General features: G+C 63.7%; 25 protein-coding genes and 1 pseudogene. 3 read left to right on the top strand and 23 right to left on the bottom strand.

All coding sequences use genetic code 11. From position 1 onward, the window contains the following. Positions 1–6: 6 nt before the first annotated feature. From E8L22_RS06630 to E8L22_RS06530, 20 genes are all read right to left on the bottom strand, one after another. A complete protein-coding gene (locus E8L22_RS06630; RefSeq protein WP_407925344.1) occupies positions 7–516 on the bottom strand; it encodes a chemotaxis protein CheX in 510 nt (169 codons plus the stop codon). Next, a complete protein-coding gene (locus E8L22_RS06625; protein ID WP_129124856.1) occupies positions 513–875 on the bottom strand; it encodes a response regulator in 363 nt (120 codons plus the stop codon). The genes E8L22_RS06630 and E8L22_RS06625 overlap by 4 nt, the downstream gene beginning before the upstream one ends. 127 nt (positions 876–1,002) lie before the next feature. Beyond that, positions 1,003–2,049: a sensor histidine kinase gene (locus E8L22_RS06620; RefSeq protein ID WP_136524410.1), complete on the bottom strand. Its 1,047-nt coding sequence runs from the start codon at positions 2,047–2,049 to the stop codon at positions 1,003–1,005. Positions 2,050–2,425: 376 nt separating this feature from the next. Then, the gene (locus E8L22_RS06610; RefSeq protein WP_136524406.1) at positions 2,426–2,812 is read right to left on the bottom strand and encodes a rhodanese-like domain-containing protein; all 387 of its coding nucleotides are present in this window, start codon (positions 2,810–2,812) and stop codon (positions 2,426–2,428) included. 25 nt (positions 2,813–2,837) lie between these two features. Further along, positions 2,838–3,668 carry an MBL fold metallo-hydrolase gene (locus tag E8L22_RS06605; protein WP_136524404.1) on the bottom strand — a complete coding sequence of 277 codons (831 nt, stop codon included), beginning with the start codon at positions 3,666–3,668 and terminating at the stop codon, positions 2,838–2,840. Beyond that, the gene (locus E8L22_RS06600) at positions 3,665–3,877 is read right to left on the bottom strand and encodes a YgaP family membrane protein (protein WP_129124860.1); all 213 of its coding nucleotides are present in this window, start codon (positions 3,875–3,877) and stop codon (positions 3,665–3,667) included. The genes E8L22_RS06605 and E8L22_RS06600 overlap by 4 nt, the downstream gene beginning before the upstream one ends. A 17-nt stretch (positions 3,878–3,894) precedes the next feature. Next, positions 3,895–4,323, bottom strand: coding sequence for a C-GCAxxG-C-C family protein (locus E8L22_RS06595; RefSeq protein ID WP_198420123.1), 429 nt, complete (start codon positions 4,321–4,323; stop codon positions 3,895–3,897). Between the two features lie 9 nt (positions 4,324–4,332). Then, positions 4,333–7,542 carry an efflux RND transporter permease subunit gene (locus E8L22_RS06590; protein WP_136524403.1) on the bottom strand — a complete coding sequence of 1,070 codons (3,210 nt, stop codon included), beginning with the start codon at positions 7,540–7,542 and terminating at the stop codon, positions 4,333–4,335. Between the two features lie 35 nt (positions 7,543–7,577). Next, entirely contained in the window at positions 7,578–8,675 is a 1,098-nt protein-coding gene (locus tag E8L22_RS06585; protein WP_136524401.1) for an efflux RND transporter periplasmic adaptor subunit, read from the bottom strand. Then, positions 8,672–10,015, bottom strand: a complete 1,344-nt coding sequence (locus E8L22_RS06580) for a TolC family protein (protein ID WP_136524400.1) — start codon at positions 10,013–10,015, stop codon at positions 8,672–8,674. The genes E8L22_RS06585 and E8L22_RS06580 overlap by 4 nt, the downstream gene beginning before the upstream one ends. A gap of 311 nt (positions 10,016–10,326) precedes the next feature. Continuing rightward, positions 10,327–11,220, bottom strand: coding sequence for an ATP-binding protein (locus tag E8L22_RS06575; RefSeq protein ID WP_136524398.1), 894 nt, complete (start codon positions 11,218–11,220; stop codon positions 10,327–10,329). A gap of 139 nt (positions 11,221–11,359) precedes the next feature. Beyond that, positions 11,360–12,100 carry a class I SAM-dependent methyltransferase gene (locus tag E8L22_RS06570; RefSeq protein ID WP_246044566.1) on the bottom strand — a complete coding sequence of 247 codons (741 nt, stop codon included), beginning with the start codon at positions 12,098–12,100 and terminating at the stop codon, positions 11,360–11,362. A 2-nt stretch (positions 12,101–12,102) separates the two neighbouring features. Next, positions 12,103–13,215: a phosphatase PAP2 family protein gene (locus E8L22_RS06565; protein ID WP_136524397.1), complete on the bottom strand. Its 1,113-nt coding sequence runs from the start codon at positions 13,213–13,215 to the stop codon at positions 12,103–12,105. A 32-nt stretch (positions 13,216–13,247) separates the two neighbouring features. After that, entirely contained in the window at positions 13,248–14,075 is an 828-nt protein-coding gene (locus E8L22_RS06560) for a triphosphoribosyl-dephospho-CoA synthase (protein WP_136524395.1), read from the bottom strand. After that, entirely contained in the window at positions 14,065–14,559 is a 495-nt protein-coding gene (locus tag E8L22_RS06555; RefSeq protein ID WP_136524393.1) for a citrate lyase holo-[acyl-carrier protein] synthase, read from the bottom strand. Before E8L22_RS06555 ends, E8L22_RS06560 begins: the two co-directional genes overlap by 11 nt. Beyond that, a complete protein-coding gene (gene citF / locus E8L22_RS06550) occupies positions 14,534–16,072 on the bottom strand; it encodes a citrate lyase subunit alpha (protein WP_136524391.1) in 1,539 nt (512 codons plus the stop codon). The genes E8L22_RS06555 and citF overlap by 26 nt, the downstream gene beginning before the upstream one ends. Further along, positions 16,059–16,979: an HpcH/HpaI aldolase/citrate lyase family protein gene (locus E8L22_RS06545; RefSeq protein WP_136524390.1), complete on the bottom strand. Its 921-nt coding sequence runs from the start codon at positions 16,977–16,979 to the stop codon at positions 16,059–16,061. The genes citF and E8L22_RS06545 overlap by 14 nt, the downstream gene beginning before the upstream one ends. Then, entirely contained in the window at positions 16,979–17,455 is a 477-nt protein-coding gene (locus E8L22_RS06540; protein ID WP_135869180.1) for a PPC domain-containing DNA-binding protein, read from the bottom strand. Before E8L22_RS06540 ends, E8L22_RS06545 begins: the two co-directional genes overlap by 1 nt. Then, positions 17,456–17,719 (bottom strand): citrate lyase acyl carrier protein, encoded by a 264-nt coding sequence (gene citD / locus E8L22_RS06535; protein ID WP_136524389.1) that lies wholly within the window; start codon positions 17,717–17,719, stop codon positions 17,456–17,458. Next, complete coding sequence (locus E8L22_RS06530; protein WP_136524387.1) at positions 17,716–18,717, bottom strand: [citrate (pro-3S)-lyase] ligase; 1,002 nt, start codon at positions 18,715–18,717, stop codon at positions 17,716–17,718. The genes citD and E8L22_RS06530 overlap by 4 nt, the downstream gene beginning before the upstream one ends. 204 nt (positions 18,718–18,921) lie before the next feature. On the opposite strand from E8L22_RS06530, the gene E8L22_RS06525 reads away from it, so the two are divergent. The 3 genes from E8L22_RS06525 to E8L22_RS06515 are packed head-to-tail and all read left to right on the top strand — an operon-like array spanning position 18,922 to position 21,522. After that, the gene (locus E8L22_RS06525; protein WP_246044565.1) at positions 18,922–19,632 is read left to right on the top strand and encodes a glycosyltransferase family 2 protein; all 711 of its coding nucleotides are present in this window, start codon (positions 18,922–18,924) and stop codon (positions 19,630–19,632) included. Continuing rightward, positions 19,632–19,922: a lipid-A-disaccharide synthase N-terminal domain-containing protein gene (locus E8L22_RS06520; protein WP_136524385.1), complete on the top strand. Its 291-nt coding sequence runs from the start codon at positions 19,632–19,634 to the stop codon at positions 19,920–19,922. The genes E8L22_RS06525 and E8L22_RS06520 overlap by 1 nt, the downstream gene beginning before the upstream one ends. Then, positions 19,897–21,522, top strand: coding sequence for an ArnT family glycosyltransferase (locus E8L22_RS06515; RefSeq protein WP_136524383.1), 1,626 nt, complete (start codon positions 19,897–19,899; stop codon positions 21,520–21,522). Before E8L22_RS06520 ends, E8L22_RS06515 begins: the two co-directional genes overlap by 26 nt. A gap of 49 nt (positions 21,523–21,571) precedes the next feature. Here the strand turns inward: E8L22_RS06515 and E8L22_RS21870 are convergent. The 3 genes and pseudogenes from E8L22_RS21870 to E8L22_RS06500 all read right to left on the bottom strand — a co-directional run. Beyond that, a pseudogene (locus E8L22_RS21870) lies at positions 21,572–21,658 on the bottom strand (rhodanese-related (seleno)protein); the annotation flags it as partial. Positions 21,659–21,685: 27 nt separating this feature from the next. Further along, positions 21,686–21,883, bottom strand: a complete 198-nt coding sequence (locus E8L22_RS06505) for a rhodanese-like domain-containing protein (RefSeq protein ID WP_136524381.1) — start codon at positions 21,881–21,883, stop codon at positions 21,686–21,688. 139 nt (positions 21,884–22,022) lie between these two features. After that, positions 22,023–23,129, bottom strand: a complete 1,107-nt coding sequence (locus E8L22_RS06500; protein ID WP_136524380.1) for a lipid II:glycine glycyltransferase FemX — start codon at positions 23,127–23,129, stop codon at positions 22,023–22,025. Positions 23,130–23,149: the final 20 nt, after the last annotated feature.

Raw genomic sequence — 23,149 nt, 5'->3', positions numbered from 1 at the left:
TACCGCCTAGACTTCCTTCCTGAGTTTGAGCCCGACAAGGAACCGGTCACCCTCGTTGGTGAAGGGGATGATGACGCAGTCGCTGTCGGCCATCGAGTTGACCGTGTAGTCCTCTCCGGAGATTACCGTCGGGATGGAGAGGTTGATATCGAGCCCCCCCTTGGAGAGGATCTGCTTCACGTAGCCGCCGAGCATGTTGGCGATCTCGCCCAGGGCGTCGTTCACGTCCTCGCCCACCTCGTCCACGTCCATCCCGAGCATGTTCGAGGTGATCCTGAGAGCCAGGTGCTGCGGACAGTGGATGGAGAGGATGCCAGTGTAGGTCCCTGCCAGGCCGACCATGCCGGTGACCGAGCAATGGAAGGAGGTGACGGGCTCCTTCAGGGGATAACTATCCTCGAGGGCCATCATCACCATGGTTTCGAACACCTCTTTGGTGGCGTTGATGACGTAAGTGGCCAGGTCCGCCTCCTGCAGGTGTGTCGCGGTAGCGATTTCCTGGTTGAGGGACATCATAAGAGTCCTCCGAGCTTCTCGTTCAACTGGTCTGGCGTGAACGGCTTTTTGATGCTGTCGCTGGCGCCGTTGCTGATCGCTTCCTTGAGGATGTCCTCGCCACCCTCGGTGGTGATCATGACGATCGGGGTGTTCACTCCCTTGCCCCTGACGCACTTGATGAATTCGAGCCCGTCCATGTTCGGCATGTTGATGTCGGACAGGATCAGGTCGATGGTTTTGCCTTCCATGGCGGAGAGCGCCTCGATGCCGTCGCCGGCCTCGTAGATGTCGTCTACCGGAAGCCCCGCCTGGCGCAGGCTGCGGGAAATGATCTTTCTCATGGTCGAGGAATCGTCCACTATCAATACGTTGCCCATGCTGTTATCCTCCTTGGCTGTTATCTATGCGCGCACACGGCGGCTTTATTTTGCTGCTGCGGTTTGGCCCGCATGGCCTTTCATTTACGGCCGATGAGTGCCTAATCGGCCGTCATCGCTGGAAACTTTAACCTTTAAATTGGCGCCTGAAGGTGGTGCGCTCCCCCTTGAGCGGCAACAAGACGGTGAAGCGGCTCCCTTTGCCGGCGGTGCTCTCGACACGGATACTGCCGCCGTGCGCTTCGACGATCGCCTTGCTGATGGTGAGCCCCAGGCCGGTCCCCTTGAAGCCGCGGGCCGCCGAGGAGCGGAAGTACTTGTTGAAGACGCGCGGCAGCTCGTTTTCCGGGATGCCGATGCCGGTGTCGGCGACCTCCACGAGCAGGCGGTCGTCCTCAACCGTGGTGCTGACGCTTATGGTGCCGCGGCGCGGGGTGAACTTCACCGCGTTGCCGATCAGGTTGGCGAAGACCCTGGCTATCTGCTTCGCGTCAAGATCGAGTGTCGGGATTCCGTCGCAGAGGTCGCTCAGGAAGTAGGAACCGTGCACCGCCGCCTCCTGTTCTCCGTCGCGGCAGCACCCCTCCAGGAGGGCCCGGGTGTCGGTGGGCTGGCGGTCTATCTGCAAGAGGCCCGCCTCCAGGCGGTAGGCGTCAAGGACGTCGTCGATCATGGAGAGCATCTTCGCGGCGCTCTTGTCCATCTCCTTCACGAACAGATGCAGCGAGGGGTCCATCTTGGTGGGCATCTCCCCGATGAGCGCCTGCATGTACCCCATGATCACGGTAAGGGGCGACTTGAGGTCGTGGGTCATCATCGCCACGAACTCCTCGCGCTGGCGCTTCTCCTTCTTGTCCGCGCTGATGTCGCGCAGTTGGAAGAGTTCCCCCGGGGTGTCGCCGGGAAGCTTCGAGGAGCGGACCTGGATCACGGCGCCGTCGATGCTCACCTCCACCGGCTCGTCCTGTACGTTCTCGCTGAGCACGCGGTAGACCGGCGTCCGAAGCGGCAGCATGTCCACCCTTTTGCCGACGACCTCGGCGCGGCCGATGTGAAGGATCTCCTCCGCCCGGCGGTTCATGAGCAGTACCCTGCCGCCGGCGTCCAGGTAGACCACCCCCGAGTCGATCTCCTCAAGCAGGGAAGCGGTTATGTTTTCAAGTTGCTCCTGCATGCTACCTCCACCATGGGCCGAAGCCCTGCTTGGGCTTATCGGAACCTGTCTGCATACCTTGAGCCAAAAGGACCGCAAAAGTTTACCAGAATTTGGGGAGGAGGTTCGGCCGCCGACTGGTCCGACTGGTCCGACTGGTCCGACTGGTCCGACTGGTCCGACTGGTAGATGCTGGTAGGGGCTTGCCGGCTGCGGGACAGTGCTGGCCGACGCGTGGGTGGCGTGGCGGGTGTGGGGTGTGGGGTGTGGGGTGGGCTTAGCTGTGGGTGTGGCGCCGACGGCGGCTAAGCCGTAGCAGGCGACGGCGTCCCCTCCCCCGCCTGCGAACCGCAGCCTTGCGGTGACGTAGGCGGGGGAGGGCCCGGGAGGGGGAAAACTACTTGCCGCCCAACTGCAGCGGCAGACCGTTCTGGTACCAGCCGACGATGCCGTCGGTCATGTTGTAGACCTCGCGGTAACCTTTGGAGGCGAGAAAGCTCGCGGCGGTGGCGGAGCGGGCGCCCACGGCGCAGTACACGAGCACCGGCCGGTCGCGCGGGATCTCCTGCACCCTGCGGTTCAGCTCGCCCAACGGGATCAGCACGGACCCTTTCAGGTGCGCCTGACGGAACTCGTCCGGGGTGCGCACGTCGAGCAGGAACATCTTCTTGTTCTTCGACATCACGGTCTGAGCCTGCTTCGAGGTCACGTTGGCAAGCCCTACGGCCTGGGAGAGGGAAGCGGTTAGTACGACTACGGCAATCAAAACGGCAAAAAGTCTCATCAATAATCCTCACTTATAAATTCATCTATTCTGCTTCGAGCACGTACCCCACCTGCATCGGCTTGAACCCCGCAGGGAAGGCCTGGGCGAGCCGGGCCGCCGCGTGAAACCCGGTGCAGTGCCCCGGGCAGATCTTCTTCAGTCCGTACTTCTTGAGCGCCTTTATGGTCTGATCGACCTGGGGCTGGGAGGAGAAGGCCAAGTGGCACCCTCCCACTACCCCGTAGACCCGGTCCACCCCGGTCTTCTCGCGGGCATGCTCGATGGTGTTGATCATCCCGGCATGGCAGCACCCGAGGAGGATCAAAAGCCCCTTGCCGGTCACGACGACGAGCGACTGGTCGTCCCGGATCTCGTCCCTCTCGCACCCCGCCTCGTCGCAGAAAAGCCCCGCGTCGCCTTCCTCGAAAACGGTCCTGCGCGGCACCTCGCCGGTCAGGAAAACGCCGGGCATCACCTCGCGGAATTCGTCGCTGTAGGAGAAGACGGCCCCGAGACCGGCCAGGAACTCTTCGGAGTAGGGGACCCCCACCGAGCGGGCGCTCCCTTCGCGCACGGAGTAGCGCCGGGTGAAGATGCCGGGGTGCGCGAGGATCCTTTTCGGGCCGGCGACCTGCAGAAGCGGCCAGAGCCCCCCCGCGTGGTCCCAATGCCCGTGCGACAGCACGACCTGGTCTACCCCCTTCAGGTCGACGTTCATGCGCTGGGCGTTGTGCAAAAGCGTGTGCCCCGCCCCGGTATCGAAGAGAAGGGCCCGGTCCCCCGCCTGCACCAGCGCGGCGAAACCGTGCTCGCCCAGCGTGCCGGAAAGCGCACCGGCGGTGTTGTCGCAAAGGACCCTGATGCGGCAGATCATTTACCGCACTCTCTGGGCGGGAGCTTGGGAACGCCAAGCTTGTCCAGGATGGTCATCATCGGGCACCAGTTGGTGAAGCCCGACTGCAAAAGGTTGAGGCCTATGAAGGCGGTGAACCAGAGCCAGCGCGGATCGTGGTAGTGAGCCAGCGCCAGGGAGATCAGGGTGAAGGTGCCGGCGATGAGTCTAAGCAGTCTGTCGATGTACATATAACCTCCTATTCAGGTCACTTCTTCTGCAAAAGTTCCGCAACCTTGCCGGCGGTGTTCGCGGTGAATTCGACGCAGCGCTTCTTGCCGTTGGCGGTCAAAGCCTTGCAGCAGGTGACCCGGTACTGCTCCTTGAACCAGTGGTGCAACTCCTTGGTGAGCGCGGCGGAAAGCTTCCGGTCCTGCACAACGAGGCCGATGGCCATGGTCCCGCCGGCCACCGCGCCGCAGATGCATCCCGCCCCCGAGCCGCCGCCGAAACCGGAAGCCAAGTGCACCAGTTCGTCCCCGGCATCGGGGAGAAATTCGTTTTTCACCGAAGCGAGCACCGCCTCGGCGCAATGCATCTTGCCGGAACGGTAGAACCCTTCAGCCTCGGTGGATACCTTTTCCGCAACGGATGTGCATTCCACATTCTCAGCAACGTTCTTTCTGAGCCAAAACACTACAACCTCCTAAGCTGTTTGCTTTTTTTGATGTTTTTCCTTCCAGGACTGCACCATGAAGTAAAGGATCGGAATGGTGATCCTGGAAAGCGTCGTCGAGGCGATCTCGCCGCACATCATGGCGAGGGCGAGCCCCTGGAATATCGGATCGAACAGGATGACGAAGCTCCCGACCACGACCGCGGCGGCAGTGAGCAGCATGGGACGGAAGCGGACCGCACCGGCATCGATAATCGCCTCGTCCAGCGCCATCCCCTCGCGGCGCCGCAGCTCGGCAAAATCTATGAGGATGATGGAGTTTCGCACGATGATGCCGGCCAGGGCGATGAAGCCTATCATACTGGTCGCCGTGAAGAAAGCCCCCATGATGGCGTGTCCGGGGAGGATGCCGATCAGGGTTAGCGGGATCGGCGCCATGATCACAAGCGGCGTGGTGAAGTCCTTGAACCAGGCCACCACCAGCACGTAGATAAGCACCATGACCGCGGCGAAGGCGGCACCCAGGTCGCGGAAGACCTCGTAGGTGATGTGCCACTCGCCGTCCCACTTGATGCCGGGGCGCTCCTCGCTCCAGGGCTGGGTCGCGGCGCGCTGCTCGATGTGGTACCCGCCGGGGAGCGCTATGTTGTCGATGTCCTTGTGCATCTTGAGGATGGCGTACACCGGGGCCTCGATCACCCCGGCCACGTCGCCTATCACGTACACCACGCTCTTCATGTTCTTGCGGTAGAGCGATTTTTCCTCCACCCCGCGCACCACGCGGACCAGCTCGGAAAGGGGGACGTTCCCCTTGTTGCCCGCGACGTAGATGGAGGAGAGCGAGGAGACGTCGCTTCGGGAGCCGACCGGGAGGCGCAGGTTGATGCGCACCGGTTCCTTCTCCTGCGGCACGTGCATGATCCCCACGTCGGTTCCGCCCACGGCGAGTTTCAGGGTCTGCACCACCTGGGCCGCGTCCACCCCGGAGAGCGCCGCCTTCTCACGGTCCACCTCGAAACGCAGCGTCGGTTGGTCGTCCTCCTGGTACCAGTCGACGTCGACGACCCCGGCGGTGCTTTTGAAGATGTCCTTGATCTTGTGCGCGATATCGACGCGGGTTTTCTGGTCCGGCCCGTACACCTCGGCAACGAGCGTCGAGAGGACCGGCGGTCCGGGCGGGATCTCGGCCACCTTGAGGCGTGCGCCGTAGCGGTCCGTGATCGCCTTCAGCGTCGGACGGATCCGTTTCGCGATATCGTGCGACTGGGCGGAGCGCGCCTCCTTCCCTTCCAGGTTCACCTGGATCTCGGCGACGTTCGGCCCTTGGCGCAGGTAATAATGGCGCACGAGGCCGTTGAAGTTGAACGGCGAGCTCGTGCCGACGTAGCTCTGGAAGTCGGTCACCTCGGGAACTTTCCTGAGCGCGTCGCCCAGCTCGGCCACCATGCGTGCATTGTCCTCGAGTGTGGTCCCCTCCGGGGCGTCGATGATGAGCTGCAGCTCGCTCTTGTTGTCAAACGGCAGCATCTTCACCGTCACCGCCTTGAAGTAGATGAGAGAGCAGGAGATGAGGAGAAGGATCACCACCGTGGAGAGGAAGCCGTAGCGCACCTTCTTGTCGTGCAAAAGCCTCCCCATCATGCGGCGGTAAAAGCCCGTCATCCAGCTTTCTTCCGGCGGTGCCTCGGTGCCGTAATGCGACTCACCCTTCATGAAGCGGTAGGCGAAGTACGGCGTGACGATCAGCGCAATGAGAAGCGAGAAGACCATGGCCATGGACGCGCCGACCGGGATCGGGCGCATGTACGGCCCCATGAGGCCGCCTACGAACCCCATCGGGAGGATGGAGGCGATGACGGCGAGAGTCGCCAGCATGGTCGGGTTGCCGATCTCGTCCACCGCCCGCACCGCGGCCTCGAGCGGCTTGAACTTCGTCGTCGTGAAGTAGCGGTGGATGTTCTCCACCACCACGATGGCGTCATCGACCAGGATCCCGATCGAGAAGATGAGCGCGAACAGGGTGATCCGGTTCAGCGTGTAGCCGATCCGGTTGAAGATGAACATGGTGAGCGCGAGGGTCACCGGAATCGCGATCGCCGCCACGGCGCCGGCCCGCCACCCCATGAAGACCGCGATCAGCAGAGTTACCGAAATGGCGGCCAGGAACATGTGAAACAGTAGCTCGTTGTTCTTGTCTTTGGCGGTCTCGCCGTAGTTCCTGGTGACGGTCACCTGCATCTCGGAGGGGATCAGTTTTCCCTTCTGGAACTCGACCCGCTTCAGGAGGTCCTCGGCGACCCAGGTAGCGTTCGCCCCCTTGCGCTTGGCGATGGAGACGGTGACCGCCGGGTAGTCCGCCGCGCCACCCTTTAGGTGCTTCTGCGCCGCCGCTGGGCCGAGCCCGAAGAAGACGTAGTCCTTCGGTTCCTGGACGCCGTCGGTGATCGTGGCAACATCCGAGAGGTACACCGGGCGGCCGTCCTTCACGCTGACGACGAGCCTTCCGGCGTCGGCGGGGTCGGAGATGAAGCCCCCCGCCTCCAGGCTGTACTCGCGATTACCCGAGGCGAAGGAGCCCGCGCGCTGCGAGACGTTCCCCTTATCGAGCGCCGAGGCGACGGCAAGCGGGGTGAGCCCGTAGGAGGAGAGCCGCACCGGGTCCAGACGCACCTTGAGCTCGCGGGAGAGTCCCCCCTTGATCTCGGAATGCGCCACGTTCTCCACTTTCTGCAGGTCGTCGCAGAGCTCGCGGGCCACCTTTCTCAGGGCGTGGTGGTCGTAGCGGTCCGACCAGAGGGTGAGCGAAACGATCGGGACGTCGTCGATCGACTTCGACACCACGAGCGGCTCCCCCGCGCCCGGCGGGAGGAGGTTTCGGTTGCTCATCACCTTGTTGTAGAGCTTGACGAGGGAGTCTTCCATGCTCTCGCCGACCAGGAAGCGGACCGTGATGATCCCCATCCCCTGGCGGCTTGCCGAGTAGATGTACTCGACCCCGTTGATCTCCCAGATCTTCTTCTCGAAGGTGGTGACCACCCGCTCCTCGACCTCCTTGGGAGAAGAGCCGGGCATGGGGAGGTAGATGTCCACCATGGGGACGACGATTTGCGGCTCTTCCTCGCGCGGCGTCGCGAAGACCGAGTAGAGCCCGATCAAAAGCGAAGCGGCCACGATGAGCGGCGTCAGCTTGGAATCTATGAAGGCGCGGGCGATCTTCCCCGCGAAACCCAGGTTGTTCATGCTATCTCCGATGATGGCGGTACCTTCACTTCCACCTACTGCACCTTAGCGCCGTCGACCATCTTCTCTATTCCTGCGGTGACCACTTTCTCACCGGGGGCGAGGCCGGAAAGGATCTCGACGCGACCGCCTTGGGCGCGCCCGGGCTTCACCAAACGCAAGCGGGCAAACCCATCGGGCGACACCACCCAGACCGAGGTGAGCGAGGAGCGCTGCACCACGGCCGCCTCGGGAACGGCGATCCCCTTCCGGGATCCGGTCCTGAAGAAGGCCTTGCCGTAGCTCCCGGAGCGCAGGCCGCGGGAGGGAAGATCGACCTTGACGATGAAGGTCCGCGTCGCGGGATCAACCACGGGCACCACCTCGGAGACGCGCCCGGTCGCCGGAGCCCCCTCTACCGCGATACCAAGCTCCTCGCCTGCCTTCACCTTGCCGAGCAGCGTCTCCGGGGCGGAGACCTCGAGACGGTACCCGTCGTCACCTTCAACGGTCAGAAGCGGCGTCCCCGGGAAGACGGTCTGCCCCGCCTCGACCTGCTTGGCGACCACCACACCGGCTATTGGAGAGGTGACCCTGCCGTAACCCGCGACGGCACCGGCGGCTCGCGCACCCTGGCGCGCCTGGGCGAGCCTCGCCTCGGCCCGCGCCACCCCCTGGGCGGCGACCTCCTGCTCGGTCTTTTTCGTGTCGAACTCCTGGCGCGTCACCGCCTGCTCGGCGACGAGGCGGGAGTAGCGCTCAAAGGTGACATCGGCGAGCCTCTTCTGGGCCTGCGCCTCCGAGAGGGCGCGTGCCGCCTCCTCGACGCCCGAGACGGCTCCTGCTGCCGCCGCTCCGCTCTCGACCGCATCGATGGCGGCCAAAAGCTTGCCGCGACCGACCCGCTCCCCTTCCCTCACGTACACCCGGCTCACGCTCCCGGCGATACGCGCGGCGATGGGCGCGGTGTTGCGTGCCTTCACCGTGCCGACCGCCTCCTGGACATCGGCCAGATCCTCGGCCGCCACGGTAACCACGGTGGCTCCCTGCACCACGGGGGGTGCCGCAGGGGCGGCGCTTTGCTCCTTCTTAGCGCCGCAACCGAAACCTGTTGCTATGACAAGGGCAAAAAGGGCTGCCCGGTAGCCTTTCATCGCATGACCTCCTGTATTAAGACGCCGGTACGGAAATATACCTCTGCCGTCGCAGCGTAACTGGCGTTTTCAACTTCCACAAGGTTCGCCCGGGCGCGGTCCAGGGCGGTCTCAGCGTCCATGACCTCGACGAGCGGGGAAAGGCCGTTACCGAAGCGCAGCGTCACCAGGCGGCGACTCTCCTCGGCGTCCCGCACCGCGGAACGGGCGCTCTCAAGCTTGAGCATCGCCTCCTGGCGGTGCAGCACGCTCTCGGTCACCTGAAGCGCGACTTCGCGCCGCTCGTTCTCCAGCACCTCGGCGGCGCTTCTCTTGGTGAGTTCCGCCTGCGCCTTCTCATGCGAGCGGCGCATGCCGTCGAAGAGCTCCCAGCGCAGGTTGACGCCGACGTTCCACGAATCCTTGTCGGTGCCAAGCGGCATGTCGCGGTCGTTCAACTGGTAGCTGCCGCGGGCGTAGAGGGTTGGGAGATAGGCGTTTTTCGCCTGTTTCACCGCGAGCTCGCCCCGCTCGACCGCGTTCTCGGAGGCCTTCAGGTCGGGACGGCTCTTTTGCGCGAGGACGATCAACTGCTCCGTTTCCGGAGCTGGCTCCTCAAGGCGCGGCATGTCGCCGATGTCCAGCGCCCCCCCCTGCGAGCCACCAACGACGAGGTTCAGCCGCATGCGCGCTATGAGCAGGGTGTTATTCGCCGCCACCACGCGCTGCTCCGCCTCGGCCACGGCTGTTGCCGTGCGCAGCCGCTCCGATTTGAGGCCGATGCCGTCCTTCTCGCGCAAGGCCGCCAGACGGTCGTGTTCGCGCGCGTTGATTACGGATTGCTCCGCAACCTCGCGGTAGGCCTGGGCCTTGCGCACCTCCAGGTAGGCCATGTAGACGCGGAAGGCGATTTCCTCGCGCCGTGCCTCTTCGGACAGCGCCGCCGCCTCGGCCTCTTTCCCGGCCATGGCGACGCCGTTCGAGATGCCGAAATCGAGCAGCGGCTGCTCCAGCGTCACCGCGGTTTTGAAGTCGCCGCGCGGCGAGGGGTTGTTCAGGGGATTGGCGGCGAAGTCCTTGGTGGGGCTGATGCGGGCTTCGTCCAGCTTCATCATGAAGACGGTGCTCGGGGTATTGGAGAGGACCGCGCCACTTTCCAGCGACACGCGAGGGAGGTAACGGCTACGGCTCGCCGCAACGCCCTCTTCCGCGGCCCCCTTCTCCAGCGAGGCGGCCTTGAGCAGATGGTTGCTTTCCAGGGCGCGCTTTACCGCCTGCTGCAGCGTCACCACCTCACCAAAGGCGGGCGTCGTCAGGACGGAAAAGAGCAGTGCAAGCAGTGGTGCAAACCTTCTATTCACCCGGGGAACCTCCTTGCGGGCACAGTTGCAATTTCGAGTTAAGATATATGCGAATTCTTATATATATACTCCGAGGCCAATTGTCAAGGTAATAACCTTATAAGCATAGGTTAAGTAGCCCATATCGGATCTTCGACGGAAACATTGTAACAGCTTAGAAAAGCGCCGCGCCCTCCACATGAAAAATGTTAGGGGCGAGGACCGAAATGGAATTTTCGAAAGGGGAACAGGGACTTTTGGAAGCCAAACAAAAAAACCGGCGCGCTCCGCAGGTGAGCGCGCCGGTTTTAACGTTTTTATTCCGGGAGGGATCAGGCGCCGGGCTGGTCGAGCAGGTAGCGTCCGACATAGTTCTTGGAGAACTGCAGCGCGGTGCGGCCGCAGCGCTTGGTCTTGTCGTGCGACCACTGGATCGCCTCCAACTCCAGTTCCTTGCTCCATTCGATGGTGACCCTGCGGTTTTTAGCCTCGCGCTCGACGCACTGGCGCACCGCGTCGAGGTAGCGGTCCTGGGTGAAGACGTGGAAGGCGACCCAGAGGCCGAAGCGGTCCGAGAGGGAGACCTTCTCCTCCATCGCCTCGCTCTCCTGAAGCTCGCCGTTCACGTATTTGCCCCCCAGCAGGTCGGTGTTGTATTGGGGGAGCAGGTGGCGCCGGTTCGAGGTGACGTAGATGAGGACGTTTTCCGGGGCGCAGTAAACCGAGCCGTCCAGGGCGCTTTTCAGCATCTTGTAGGAGAGTTCGCCGATCTCGAAGGTGAGGTCGTCGCACAAAAGGATGAAGCGGTAGGGCTGGTCCTCGACGGCGCTGAAGATCTCGGAGAGGTAGATGAGGTCCTCCTTCTCCACCTGGATCACGCGCAGCCCATCGCCGGCGAATTCGTTCAAAAGCGCCTTGACCATGGAGGACTTGCCGGTGCCGCGCGAGCCCCAAAGGAGCGCGTTGTTGGCCGGGAGCCCCTTCACGAACTGGCGCGTGTTGCTGACCATGATCTCCTTCTGCTTCTCGCACCCGAGAAGATCATCGAGCTTCGTCTGGTCGGTGACCTTCACCGCCTCGAGGTAACCCGAAAAGGAGTGACGGCGCCAGTTAGCGGCGTGGCAGGTTTCCCACTTGACCGCCTTCACGGCCTTGGGGAGTAACATTTCTACAGAGCTCAGCACACGTTCGAGCTGGGCCACGACTTCCGGTTTCAGATTCAGCATGTACGTTTCCGTCCCCCGTGCGGTGGGTCCCGGACCGGCTGTTTGCTGACATGAAACAACCGCGTCCCGGTAACCCCCGGTAATTTTGTCCATTCTGTATACGTTATCGGGCATGGGCGTGTCAAATTAAAACAATGTGTCAATTGGATGGGACACGGCTGCGGCAGAGGACCCAGGCGCTCACCCCGGGCAGGACGAGGCCGGTGCGGGCAAGAACGATCATCATGGCGTTCTCCAGTTGCAAAAGCCTCGCAACGAGCCTGCTCGCGAGTCCGCCGAGGGAGGAGGCACCCTGGTCCCGCGTCCCCTCCCACTTGGTGCACCTATCGATCAGGAACTTCGGGATGAGAAGGGAGCCGAAGAGGTAGCCCGAGGAGAGGACGGCAAGACCGGACACGGCGGCGACCTCCCTCAGCTCCTTAAGGCGATAGCGCCGGTAGCGACCGAGGAACCAATCCCTTCCGCTGAAGAGCGAGGGGAAGGCAGGCACCGTGATGAGGACGTGCCCTCCGGCCGCAACGTGCTGCCATACCAACCGCTTGAGAAACCGCCGGTCCTCTTCGATGCGCTCCAGCACGTCCACCAGCAGGGTGAGCTCGAAACGCCTCCCCGCGGCGGGAAGGTCCGGCACGTAGATCACCCCCTGAGCCGGTACCAGCCGCGCGACCGTCGCTTCGGCCAGATCGGCGACCACGGCCGTGACGCGGATGCCGGGCGAGGTCGCACAGAGAGACCTGCTGAGGTACCCGTCCCCGCAGTCGACGTCGAGAACGCTCATGCCGTCGCGCAGATTTTCCCCGAGCAGCATCGCCACGGCGCGCGCCCGCGCCACCTCCCACGGCCCCTTTCGACTAAGTGCCGCCTCGTTTCCGGGAGCCACGGCTAAAACCTCAGCTCGCAGCTCAAGCCGGCACCGGAGCCGGTGACCTGCGGGCGCAGCGAAAGGTTTTTGAGCAGCGCGGTGACGCCGGCAGTCTTTGCGGTCGGAGGGCGCAGTTGGTCGTAGTGCAGGAGTCTCGGGAGGAGGTAGCCGGAGAAGAGCCCGATGGCGGCTCCGGCGAGAACATCGGTGGCGTAGTGGTGGTCAGCCATGATGCGGGCGACGCCGTCGGCGACGGCAAGCCCCATGCCGGTGTAGCAGGCGTCACGGTCCAGGTCGGGATCGCGGTAGAGGGAGTGGTAGGCGTGGTGGTTGCAGACAAGCCCGGCGCCGGTGAAGGCGAAGGCGACGTGACCGCTCGGCATGCTCCGGTAGGGTGCCCCACCCTCGCAGGCACCGTCCCCGCAGTTGCGTACGAACGGCTTTTCCCGGGCCACCAGGTTCTGCAACAGGCTCGAGACGAAGGAGGTGAATACGAAGGATTCCAGGTTCACCATTTTGGTCTGCCAGAGGGTGTCCCAGGCGCGGTCGCGGATACCGAGGGTAGCGAATGTGTCAACGACGGGTGCGGCGATCAGAAAGCCCATGAGGGCGTCGCCGACGTCGTGCGCCGCCTCCCTCGCCCCCTTCGCGTCGAGCCGGAGCGCGTCACGCACCGTTTCGTCGAAGCCGTTTCTCCCCCTCCACCGTGGCTCCGGATCACCGTGCGCCGTCTCCACGTAAATCGTACCTCCGGCGAGAAGCGCTACGCCGAGATAGTCGACAACCCCGGCCCTTCGCCAGCGCCAGACCGGCGCCGGGAAATTCGCACTGATCACCTGACTGCCGGTCTCCGGCGCGCGTCCTGGTGCAGCCGCGGCGGCGCCGTCAGGTCGCAAAAGCGCGCCTTCTGCCGCCGCAAGGAAGCTTGGAAGTCCGGCCCCTTTCAGTAAAGACACGGAGCCGGCCGAAGACGCTGTCGCGGGGGAAGAGGGAAGCTCGGCAAGTTGGGTGAATCGGGAGGGGTAGGAAGCGGCCACGGCGGCATCGGAGAGCGCCGAGGCCGGCCCCGGCAGGGTAGCCGTGGCGAGGGTGAGAAGAAGAGCCGTCGCGATATGGCGCGGGGATTTGACCATACGCGATATTAAAGATTACCAACGATGCATTGTCAAACCGCGAGGCGATGCGTCCCCTCAAGCTCCCCGGTGTGACTCAGCCAGGCGAAGGAGAGGGCCAGCATGTCGGCCACCCCCCCCATGGTGAGATTGCGGCTCACGTAGTGGGCGTTCCTTTCGGCGAGAAAGGCCATGAAGTCGGCGCGTTGCGCCACCAAACTCTCCAGGGTCGCTCCGTCCTTGCGCACCGTTTCCAGCCCTTCCCACCCGCAGCGGTGCAGGGCGGTGGTGTCTTCGACGCTCACCATGAGCCGCCCCAGCATGGCGAAGGTCGCACTCCCCCGGTTGCCGCCCGCCGCCATCTCGCGCCTGAAGGCGGGTAGCGCCTCGCCAAAGAGCGCCGGGAACCCGCGCAGCGCCTCCCCTCGGATCCCCTCTGCCCGGTATGCGTCGCGCGCCCGGCTGCCGTTACTCCCCGAGGCGTCCGCCGGATCGAAAAGCTCCCCGGCAAGCCGCGCCACCGCCGCGCCGAGCGCCGCCTCGTCTCGACGGCCGATGCGTGCGCTTGCGCAGAGCAGCAGGCCGCTCAAGAAGATATACCCCCGGTGACAGTTGGTGCCGGCTTCCTCCAGCATGGCCCGCTCGGCCTCCACCCCGAGGCGTACCTGCTGCGCAAGTTCTTCCCCTGCGGCGAGCGAAGCGCTCACCCGGTGCAGATACCCGGATACGACGGAGAGGGAAGCTTCCATGCGGGGGACGGAGAGGTCACGGTGGGACCCGGAGTCGTTCAGGTCGACGAGCCCCGGCTTAGGCGTGAGGTAGAGCTCCATGAAGGCGCCGCGCACTAGGCTGCGCGAGAGAAGCGTGAGTTCAGAGCGCATCGATGAGGTCCCGGGCCGCGCGCGCGAGTTCGTCGCTTGAGTGTCGCCCGGCGCGGATGCAGGCAAGCGCCGGTTCGCGGCAGATGAGGCAGCTTCTGGGGGCGACATCGAGGTCGGCGCGCGCCATCTGGTTGCCGGCGTGATCGTAGACGTCGAGGTCGAGGAGCCTGCCCGCCGGGTGCATCCCCTCGAGGGCGATTCCCAGGCGCTTCACCTGGGTGGCGAGAAGCCGCGTGCGGTACAGCGCGAAGGGGCCGAGGGCGTCACACCCGCGCGCGGCGGCGCTACCGTTCATCGCGGCAAGGAGCGCCTGTTCCCCCCATGCGAAGAGCCGCTCGGCCCGCGCACCGGTTTTCTCCGCCCCTGGGAGATTCAAGGACAGCATCACCGTCGCGGGAAACGGGGTCGGGAACAGGGTGTCCAAAAGTTCCTGCCTGCGGTCCCGCGCCGCGAGGAGGCTATTCCTTAACGCGTCTGACGACATCGATGATGCTCCCGTCGCGGTACTCGATGACCGCCACCACCTCGTCCTCGAACTCGAGGGGACGGGGCGTGCCGGTGACGCGGCAGATCTCGCGCTGCAGGTCGGCGATCTCCTTCACCGGGAGCTTCCTTCTGACCAGCTCCTCCTTGAGCTCCGCGTGCCTGTCGTTCACCGCGATGCCGCGCTCGGTGACGACGACCCCGATGGTGTCACCCGGGGTGGTGATGGTGGTGACCCGGTCGCGCACGATGGGGAGCCGGCCGCGGATCGAGGGGGCGACGATGATGGAGAGCTTGGCCCCGGCCGCGGTGTCGGAGTGCCCACCGGTGTTGTGCAGAAGGTAGCCGTTCGATTCGGTGTTCACGTTGACGTTGAAGGCGGTGTCAACCTCGGTCGCGCCCAGGATGACGCAATCGAGCCGGTTCACCACGCTCCCGGCGTTGAAGGGGTTCGCGTACATGTCGGCGCTGATCTCTTGGTGCGCGCGGTTCACGCCGATGGAGCGCACCGCCTCCTGGTCGAAGCACTGCACGTCCATGAGCGCCGAGAAGAGCCCCTCTTCAAGCATCTCGACGAAGTAGCCGGTGATGCCGCCGCAGCCGAAGCTCCCCTTGATGGAACCCTTGCGCATGGCGTTACGCACCTTCTCCGCGACGGCGAGCGAGATCCCCCCCGAGCCGGTCTGGAAGGAGAAGCCGTCCTGCAAAAGCCCCGACGCCTCGATCACCTGCGAGGCGTAGCTCGCGATCTGCAGCCCGACCGGGTCGGTGGTAACCCGCGTGGTGGTGGAGACGATCTTCGCGGGGTCTCCCAGGCGGTCGACCACCACGACGTAGTCGACGAGGGTCTGCGGGATGCCGACCGGAATAGCCGGGAAGGGGACCAGGTTGTCGGTGACCGCGACGACGCAGGAGGCGTAGCTCGCGTCGATCTGCGCGTACCCCAGGCTGCCGCAGGCCGACGGCCCGTAGTAGCCGTTCATGTTGCCGTACTCGTCGCAGCAGGGGGCCGCGATGAAGGCGACATCGATCTTCACGCTCCCCTCGATGATGGAGCGAGCCCGGCCGCCGTGGGTCCTGACCACGATGGGACAGGAGAGTTCGCCGCGGCTCGCCAGCTCGCCGATCAGGCCGTTAACGCCGCACTGGAACCCGGCGATCACGCCGCTTTTAATGTGCGGGATGATCTCGGCGTGCACCGGGTGCACCGAGGAGGAGGCGATCCAGATCCCCTTGAGCCCCATGGCCGCGATCTCGGCAACGATCCGGTTCAAAAGAAAATCGCCGTTTCTGAGGCTATGGTGCGTGGCGATGGTCATCCCGTCGGCAAGGCCGCTCGCCTCCAGCGCCTCCCGGAGCGAGGAGAGCCGCTTCCCCTCTCCCGGGTTCACGCGCTTCACCGGACGGGCGGCGACGGCCCCTTCCGGCCTAAGCGACCAGGCGTCGCCGTAGGGGACGAGCCTTTTCCCCGCGTAAAATTCCGGGATCTCACGTCCCAGGCTATTGAGCGCCATGAATCTCCTCCTCGTCGATCAGGGTGTCCACCATGCCGTGGGCGTAGGCGGTGCGCAGGACGCGGGCGGCCCGCTTCACCACCGGGGCGTCGACCATCTTCCCCCCGAGGGCGATGACGCCGGTCCCCAGCTGCCTGGCCCGCTTGATCGCCTCGATCACCTGGAGCGCGTACTCCACCTCGTGCTCTTTCGGCGCGAAGACGTCGTGCACCACCTCGATCTGGCGCGGGTTAACGAGGCACTTCCCTGTGTAGCCGAGCCTTTTGGCGAGCTCGGTTTCGGCGCGGAGCCCTTCCATGTCCGAGACGTCGGCGAAGATGGTGTCCACCGCCTGGATCCCCTTCGCCTTCGCGGCCCAAAGCACGCGGGTCCGCGCGTTGAAGAGCTCCTCGCCGCCGCGGCTTCTTTCGATCTCCATGCTCGCCGTGTAATCCTCGGCGCCGAAGGCGAGCGCGAAGATGCGCTCCGAGCTGTTGGCGATGCCGACCGCGTTGATGACGCCGAGGGCGCTCTCCAGCGATGGAAGGATGCCGAAGCGGCCGATCTCCACCTCGAGCTCCTCCTCGAACTCGGTCAAAAGGGTGTCGAGGCGCTCCACGATCTCCGGGGTATCCGCTTTGGGGAGCCTGATGCCGTCCGGCATGGCCGGGAGCACCACCTTGAGGTCCTCGTACCCCCACTTTGAGTCGAGCGGGTTGATGCGGACCAACAGCTCCTTGTTGCGGTCGGTGTAGTTCAAAAGGAACCGCTTCACCAGGTGGCGCGCCGCGTCCTTTTCGGCGAGCGGCACCGCATCCTCCAGGTCGATGATCACCGAGTCACAGTTGAAGATGGGGATGTTCTGCAGCATGGAGGGCATGTTGCCCGGGACGTAGAGGAGGGAGCGTCGCAGCTTGAAGTGGGCCATCAGGAGGACTCCTCGTCGATGTAGATGGTCGGGATGCCGCCGACCTTGGACACGTGGCGTTCGACGCCGGAGACGTCGAGCTCGGTTAAGACGATCTCGCAGGTGGCGAAGACCTCGGCGTCGTATAAGTGCCCGCCGACCACCTCGCCGGAGGATTTGGACATCATGATGTGGAAGTGGCAGTCGAGGAGCTCGTCCTCGCCCGGGACGATGTTCCCCTGCAGGCCCAGAAGCTCGCAAGGCCCCTCGATCTCGTGGATCGTGATGCGCGGCGTGGTGATGGGGAGCTTCGCGCCGGTCTTGATCCCCCTGAGCTTAACGTTCTTCACGCTGCCTAGCGCAGAGACGATCATGGCGTAGCGCACGTCGGTCAGGTGGGCGAACTGCAAAAGCCTCGTGGTGAGGCGCTCTCCCGGCGTGATCTTGATGATGAAGCGTCTGCCGTTGGTGCACTCCTTGTACCAGAGACCTTCCATCTATCCCTCCGTGGCGCGCATGATGGCCGTCTCAAGGCGCGCCTCTATGGCATAATCGAGGGCGCCGCGGTCGGTGATGCGCACCTCGCCCGACTCGATGCCGTGCTTTTCGAGCACCTCATCCACCTTGGCCCGTATCAGCGCGCCGAACTGTTTCACCACCGTCGACTCGATGGTCACGGAAAGCGTCTCCGCGGGCTCCAGGAAAACCATCAGGTCGCTGGACTGCATCGTCCCCGACTGCGCCTTCTTCACGATCTTCATTTGCTTCCCCCCTTTACCCAGATCTTGATCCCCTCACTGGAGAGCAGAAAATCCAGGGTGCTTACCGGCACCAGTTCCGCGATCCCCTCCAGCTCGCCGTTCAGGAGCATATCCCGCACCCGCGAGGCAGAAATGGGACGATCCATGGCGCTTTTTCTCTCGATCTCCTTCACCTCGACGCCAAGCGGAGGGAGGATGCGGTGCATCGCTTCGTTGTAGGCCGCGGTGGTGCCGCACCACGGCTCGCTCCCGACGAAGCGGGTCTTCACGTGGAAATGCGGCGCGATGCGCCGGGCGAAGAGCAAAAGGTCGAGCTCCATCTGGATCGCTCCGCCGGGGTCGCCCCCCTTGAGGAAATAGGTGGGGAAGGTGATGCTGGAAACGGCGTACCAGGAGGTATCGAGGACGACGACGTTTTCAAGGTCCGCGGTCCCCTCCTGCACCATGCGCAGGCGGGCGCCAAAGGGGAACAGAGAGCGCTCCTCGCGCACCACGAAGAGAAAGAGCTGGTCCACGGCCGCGGCCGTCTGCTCGATCAGGTAACGGTGTCCGAGCGTGAAAGGGTTGCAGTTGGCAACGATGGCTCCGTTGTTGCCGGGGCGGATCTGCTTTGTGTATCTGGAGAGATAGCGCCTCAGGCCGTCGCCGTATTCAAGCAGGGCGGTCGTGCCGGAGGCGACCAGGAGGTTGAAGTTGAGCGCCTCGAAACCTGGTACGAGGGCTGGTGAGGTGAAGACGAAAAAGGAATCGACGCCGTCCTGATAACCGCGGCCGACCAGTTCGGTTACTACCTCGTCGAGGAGCGTCCCCCCCTGGTGCGAGGGGGTCACCGCGAGCATCTTGAGGACGCGCCCCTGCCGCGCCCCGACCGCGACGAGGCGCCCCGCCTCGAAGACGCCGACCAGGTCGTCGTAGGGGGCTTCGAAGCGAAGGCCGCTTGCTTCTACCAGCGCCCGGGCCTGCCCGAGATCATCCGTGGAGAGAAGTGAAGTAACCATCCGCAAAGACTAACACTAAAGATATGTATACGTAACCGCGTATACCAAAAAAACTTTTCCGATCTCTCAGGGTCCCCGCACCCCTCATAGCTCGTGGAAAGATCCAAGCCGCATTCAGAAAAAACTATGATGAGGGCACCCTCCTGTGCTATGCTTCGCAGTTGGCAAAACAACAGAGATTACACCTTAAAACAAAGACCCATGATGACTATCTCAGTAGTGATACCTGCCCACAATGAGGCAGAGAACATAGCTTCCCTCGTCCAGGAAATCGTGGCAACCGGCCTCGACTGTGAGATCGTGGTGGTCGACGATGGCAGTACCGACGACACCCACGCACGGCTGCTCGCCTTGAAGAAGTCCGTTCCTTCCCTGAAAGTGGTGCAGCACGACCGCGCCTACGGCCAGAGCGCCGCCGTTGCGACCGGCATCAAGCAGGCCAACGGCACCCTTATCGGGACCCTGGATGGTGACGGCCAGAACAACCCCGCCGACCTCCCGAAAATGATCGAGGCGATCAGGAACAGTACCAACCCCAACCTCAAGATGGTCGCGGGCTACCGCAAGAAAAGGGACGACTCCGCCTGGCGCATCATAAGCTCCAGAATCGCCAACGCCTACCGGCGCTTCTTTTTGCGGGACGAAACCCCGGATACCGGTTGCGGCCTAAAGGTCTTTTACCGCGCGGCCTTTCTCGAGCTCCCCTTCTTCGACCACATGCACCGTTTCCTCCCGGCCCTCATAAGGATGAAGGGGGGAGATGTCATCTCCGTCGAGGTGAACCACCGTCCGCGCACCGCCGGCGTCTCCAAGTACGGCACGCTGAACCGGTTGTGGGTCGGCATCATCGACATCTTCGGCGTCTGCTGGCTGCGCATGCGTGCTAAAAACGTAAAGATCACGAGGCTCGACTGATGACTCTTTCCGAGAGAACCTGGGTAGGGATCGGTCTTGCCGGGCAGTTTTTCTTCACCATGCGCTTCGTCGTGCAGTGGATCGCCACCGAACGGAAGAGAAGGAGCGTCATCCCGGAGTCCTTCTGGTACTTCAGCATCTTCGGCTCCCTGATCCTCCTGGTCTATTCGCTTTACCGCAAGGACCCTGTGTTCATACTGGGACAGGCGTTCGGCACTACGGTCTACGTCAGAAACCTCTTCTTCATCCACAAGGAAAAGAAAGATGCCGCAGCGTCACCCATGGAGTAGCCAACGCTGGCTTCCCTTCGCGATCCTTGCTTTCCCGGCCATCGCATTTTCCTTTCTGCTCCCATACTTCCCGATCGATGAGACCCGTTACCTTTCGGTAGGGTGGGAGATGTGGAACAAGGGGTCGTACATCGTCCCGCTGCAAAACGGACTCCCCTACTCCCACAAGCCCCCGCTGCTTTTCTGGCTTTTCAACCTCGACTGGCTCATTTTCGGCGTGAACGAAGGGACCCTCCGTTTCATCCCCCTCATCTTCAGCATGATGAACGTGGCCCTCGTGCACCGGATCGCCAAGAGGCTCTGGCAGGATGAACAGGTCGCCCGCTACGCCGCGCTCGTCCTCGCCTCCATGCTCTCCTACCTCCTGTGGTCCGCGGTGATCATGTTCGATGTCGTGCTCACCCTGTGGGTGCTGCTCGCGGTGGACGCGGTGATCTCGGCGGTGAAGGAGCAGCGCCTCCTCTGGTTCATGCAGCTCGGGGTCGCCATCGGCTTCGGCATCCTCACTAAGGGTCCCGTCGTTTTGGTCTACGTCCTGCCGGTCGCCCTCTTCGCCCCCTTCTGGGCCCCCGGCGAGCGCCCCGCCGGCAGGTGGTACGCCTCCATTGGGCTCTCCCTTTTGATCGGCATCGCGGTTCTTTCCTTCTGGCTCGTCCCCGCGGCGCTGACCGGCGGCGAAACCTACCGCCGCGCCATCCTCTGGGGGCAGACGGTGAACCGGATGGCCAACTCCTTTGCCCACAGGCGCCCGATCTGGTGGTACCTCCCCTGGATTCCGACCCTGCTCCTGCCGTGGGCCCTGTTCCCCCCCGCGTGGCGCGCCTGGAAAAGGCTCACCGCAGATCCGGGGTCCCGCATGGTCATGATCTGGTGCGGCGTGAGCCTCGTCGTCTTCTCGCTGCTCTCCGGAAAGCAGGTCCACTACCTGATCCCGGTGCTCCCTGCCTTCAGCCTCCTCATGGCGAAGAGCATCGCCCAAGAGCAGGGGGACGTCGCGCGCTGGAGGCTCCCCATAGCGATTCTCTACCTGATCCTGGGGGCTGGCCTTCTCACCGCCTCGTTCATCAATCACGGACGCATGCTCAGACACTTCGACCTCACCGAGGTGAGGTGGGCCGCCGGCGGCCTCTTCCTCCTCGGCGCTCTCCTTTTCGGCCTGCGCCCCCGCACCATGCCAGCCCTGGTCACCCGGGTGGCCGTCGCCTCGCTTGCCTGCTGCGCGCTCGTGCTCATCGGCGGGCAGACCATGTTCCTGCGCTACGACCTGCACCCCATCGCTCAGGCGATCAGGGAGAAGCAGGCCGAGGGGTACGAGGTGCTGCACGTCGACAAGTACCACGGTCAGTTTCATTTCATGGGGCGGTTGGAGCACCCCCTGGTGGAGCTGAAGGGTGCGGATGAGGTCGGAGCATACGTGGCGACCCACGACAAAGTGGCCCTTATCACGTACGAGCCGGACAAGCGGCGTATCGAACCGGTGGAGTACTTCTTCCGGCAGCCTTTCAGGAGCAAGCAGGTGGTACTTTGGAACCGTACAGGGATCGACCGTTATCTGAAAGAAGCCGGTGCGGTGCGGAAAGCCGCAGAAAGCGACGAATAAAAAAAGGGCCCTCCGGCAGCGGAGGGCCCTTTTGCATTTGAAGCGTTTCTTACCGGAACCCCGCCTCCTTCCAGGCGTTCACGCCACCCTTCAGCGCCGACACCTTGGTGAACCCCATCTCCTGGAACTCCGCTGCCCGACCGGCAGACGTGTGTTCCTGCGGTCAATTGCAGTAGAAGATGATCTCCTTCTCCTTCGGGATCTCCGGGAGCCTCGCGTTGAACTCTCCCATGGTCAGCGCCTTCTCAAGGCGAATCCCGCCGCACATCTCCTCGCTGTCGTAGGCGCAGACGAAGAGGGCCTCTCCGTCCTGCACCTTCCTGCGCGCCTCCTGAATCTGGATCCTTTTCACCTCGGCCATGACTTCCTCCTTCCATCCCCTTGAGGGATGACCCCTGGGCCACTGCGGCTGTTATCCACCACCTCCAGGCGGGCCGGTACCTGGGGTGCACCCGAAAGTGCCGAACCGGCCGCCGGAGCGCTTCTCCCCGGGGAAGCGGCTACCCCATGTGGCGGTAGCAGAACTCCCCAAGATAGCTGAGCGCCGTGTCCGGCGCCTTGTTGCAAAGGTAATGCAGCGCCTTCCTCGCCAGCGACCTGTTGTACAACGGGCTCGGGAGCGCCGGGTCGTTGGGGTAGAGGAAATGAGGGAGATCCAGGATCTCGGTCCCCCAATGGGACTTGAAGTCCATCAGGCTTTTGTTCTGCTCCTTGGTCTGCCCGAAATCGAAGCGCTGATAGCCGGCTCGGCAGGCGTCCTTGATGACGTTCCAGAGCAGGAAATGCAGAGGGCTACAGTCGATATGGTTCGCGTCCATCGCGGAGTACTCGATGGAGACGCGTCCTTTGTAGGTGAAAAGCAGCACCCCGGCCACCGTCTCCGCGCCCTTGCGGCAGAGCAGGAGCTCGGCCAGCCCCTGTCCGGAAAAGGTCTGCCAGAGCGATTTAACCAAAGGGTACGGCTGCGGGGGAAGCCCCCTCTTCCTTCTCATGACCCGGTGCAGGAGGTAAAAATCCATCAGATCCGCTTCACGCCATCCCCGGATGATGCTCAGCCCCGAGTTCTCGGCGCGGAGGATGCGCTGCCGCACGCAGCTTCTGTGGAAGCGCATCCTGACCTCCTCGGGGTCGCGGGAGAGCCTGATGAAGTGGTGCTTGTGGCCGCAGTCGGTGCGGAACCTTTCCCGATCGAGCAGGTGTGGCGCCTGCGCCGTCCTGATCTCGATGCGGGGGATCTCGAGCTGTTCGGCAAGCCGCAGCACCGCGTCGCACAGGATCTCCATCTCGGACGACTCCGATACCAGCGGATCGCAGAGAGTGGCAAACGGGATGCTTACCAGGCGCCGGCCGGTCAGCCAGCTCCGCACCGCGTAGATCGGGAGGGCCGCCTTGATGGCGCCACCGGGGGTGGTGAGCGCCAGGTAATAGCCGCACATGTGCTGGAAGTTCTTGTCCAGCACCCTTTTCCAACCGGAGAGGTGCGTTATCCAGCCGTAGGGATGGGCGTGCACGAACCGGTCCCAGCGATGATTGCGCAGCGGGTCGATGAGGCTCACCCCCTTCCCGAGGTCCGTCTCAAGCAGTTCGCGGAAAACGCCAGTAGCCACTGCCGACCTCCAATACCTTC

The sequence above is a fragment of the Geomonas ferrireducens genome (genome assembly GCF_004917065.1).
GTDB lineage: Bacteria > Desulfobacterota > Desulfuromonadia > Geobacterales > Geobacteraceae > Geomonas > Geomonas ferrireducens.
Note: the sequence above shows the minus strand (reverse complement) of the source record. Positions and strands in the feature narration are given on the sequence as shown.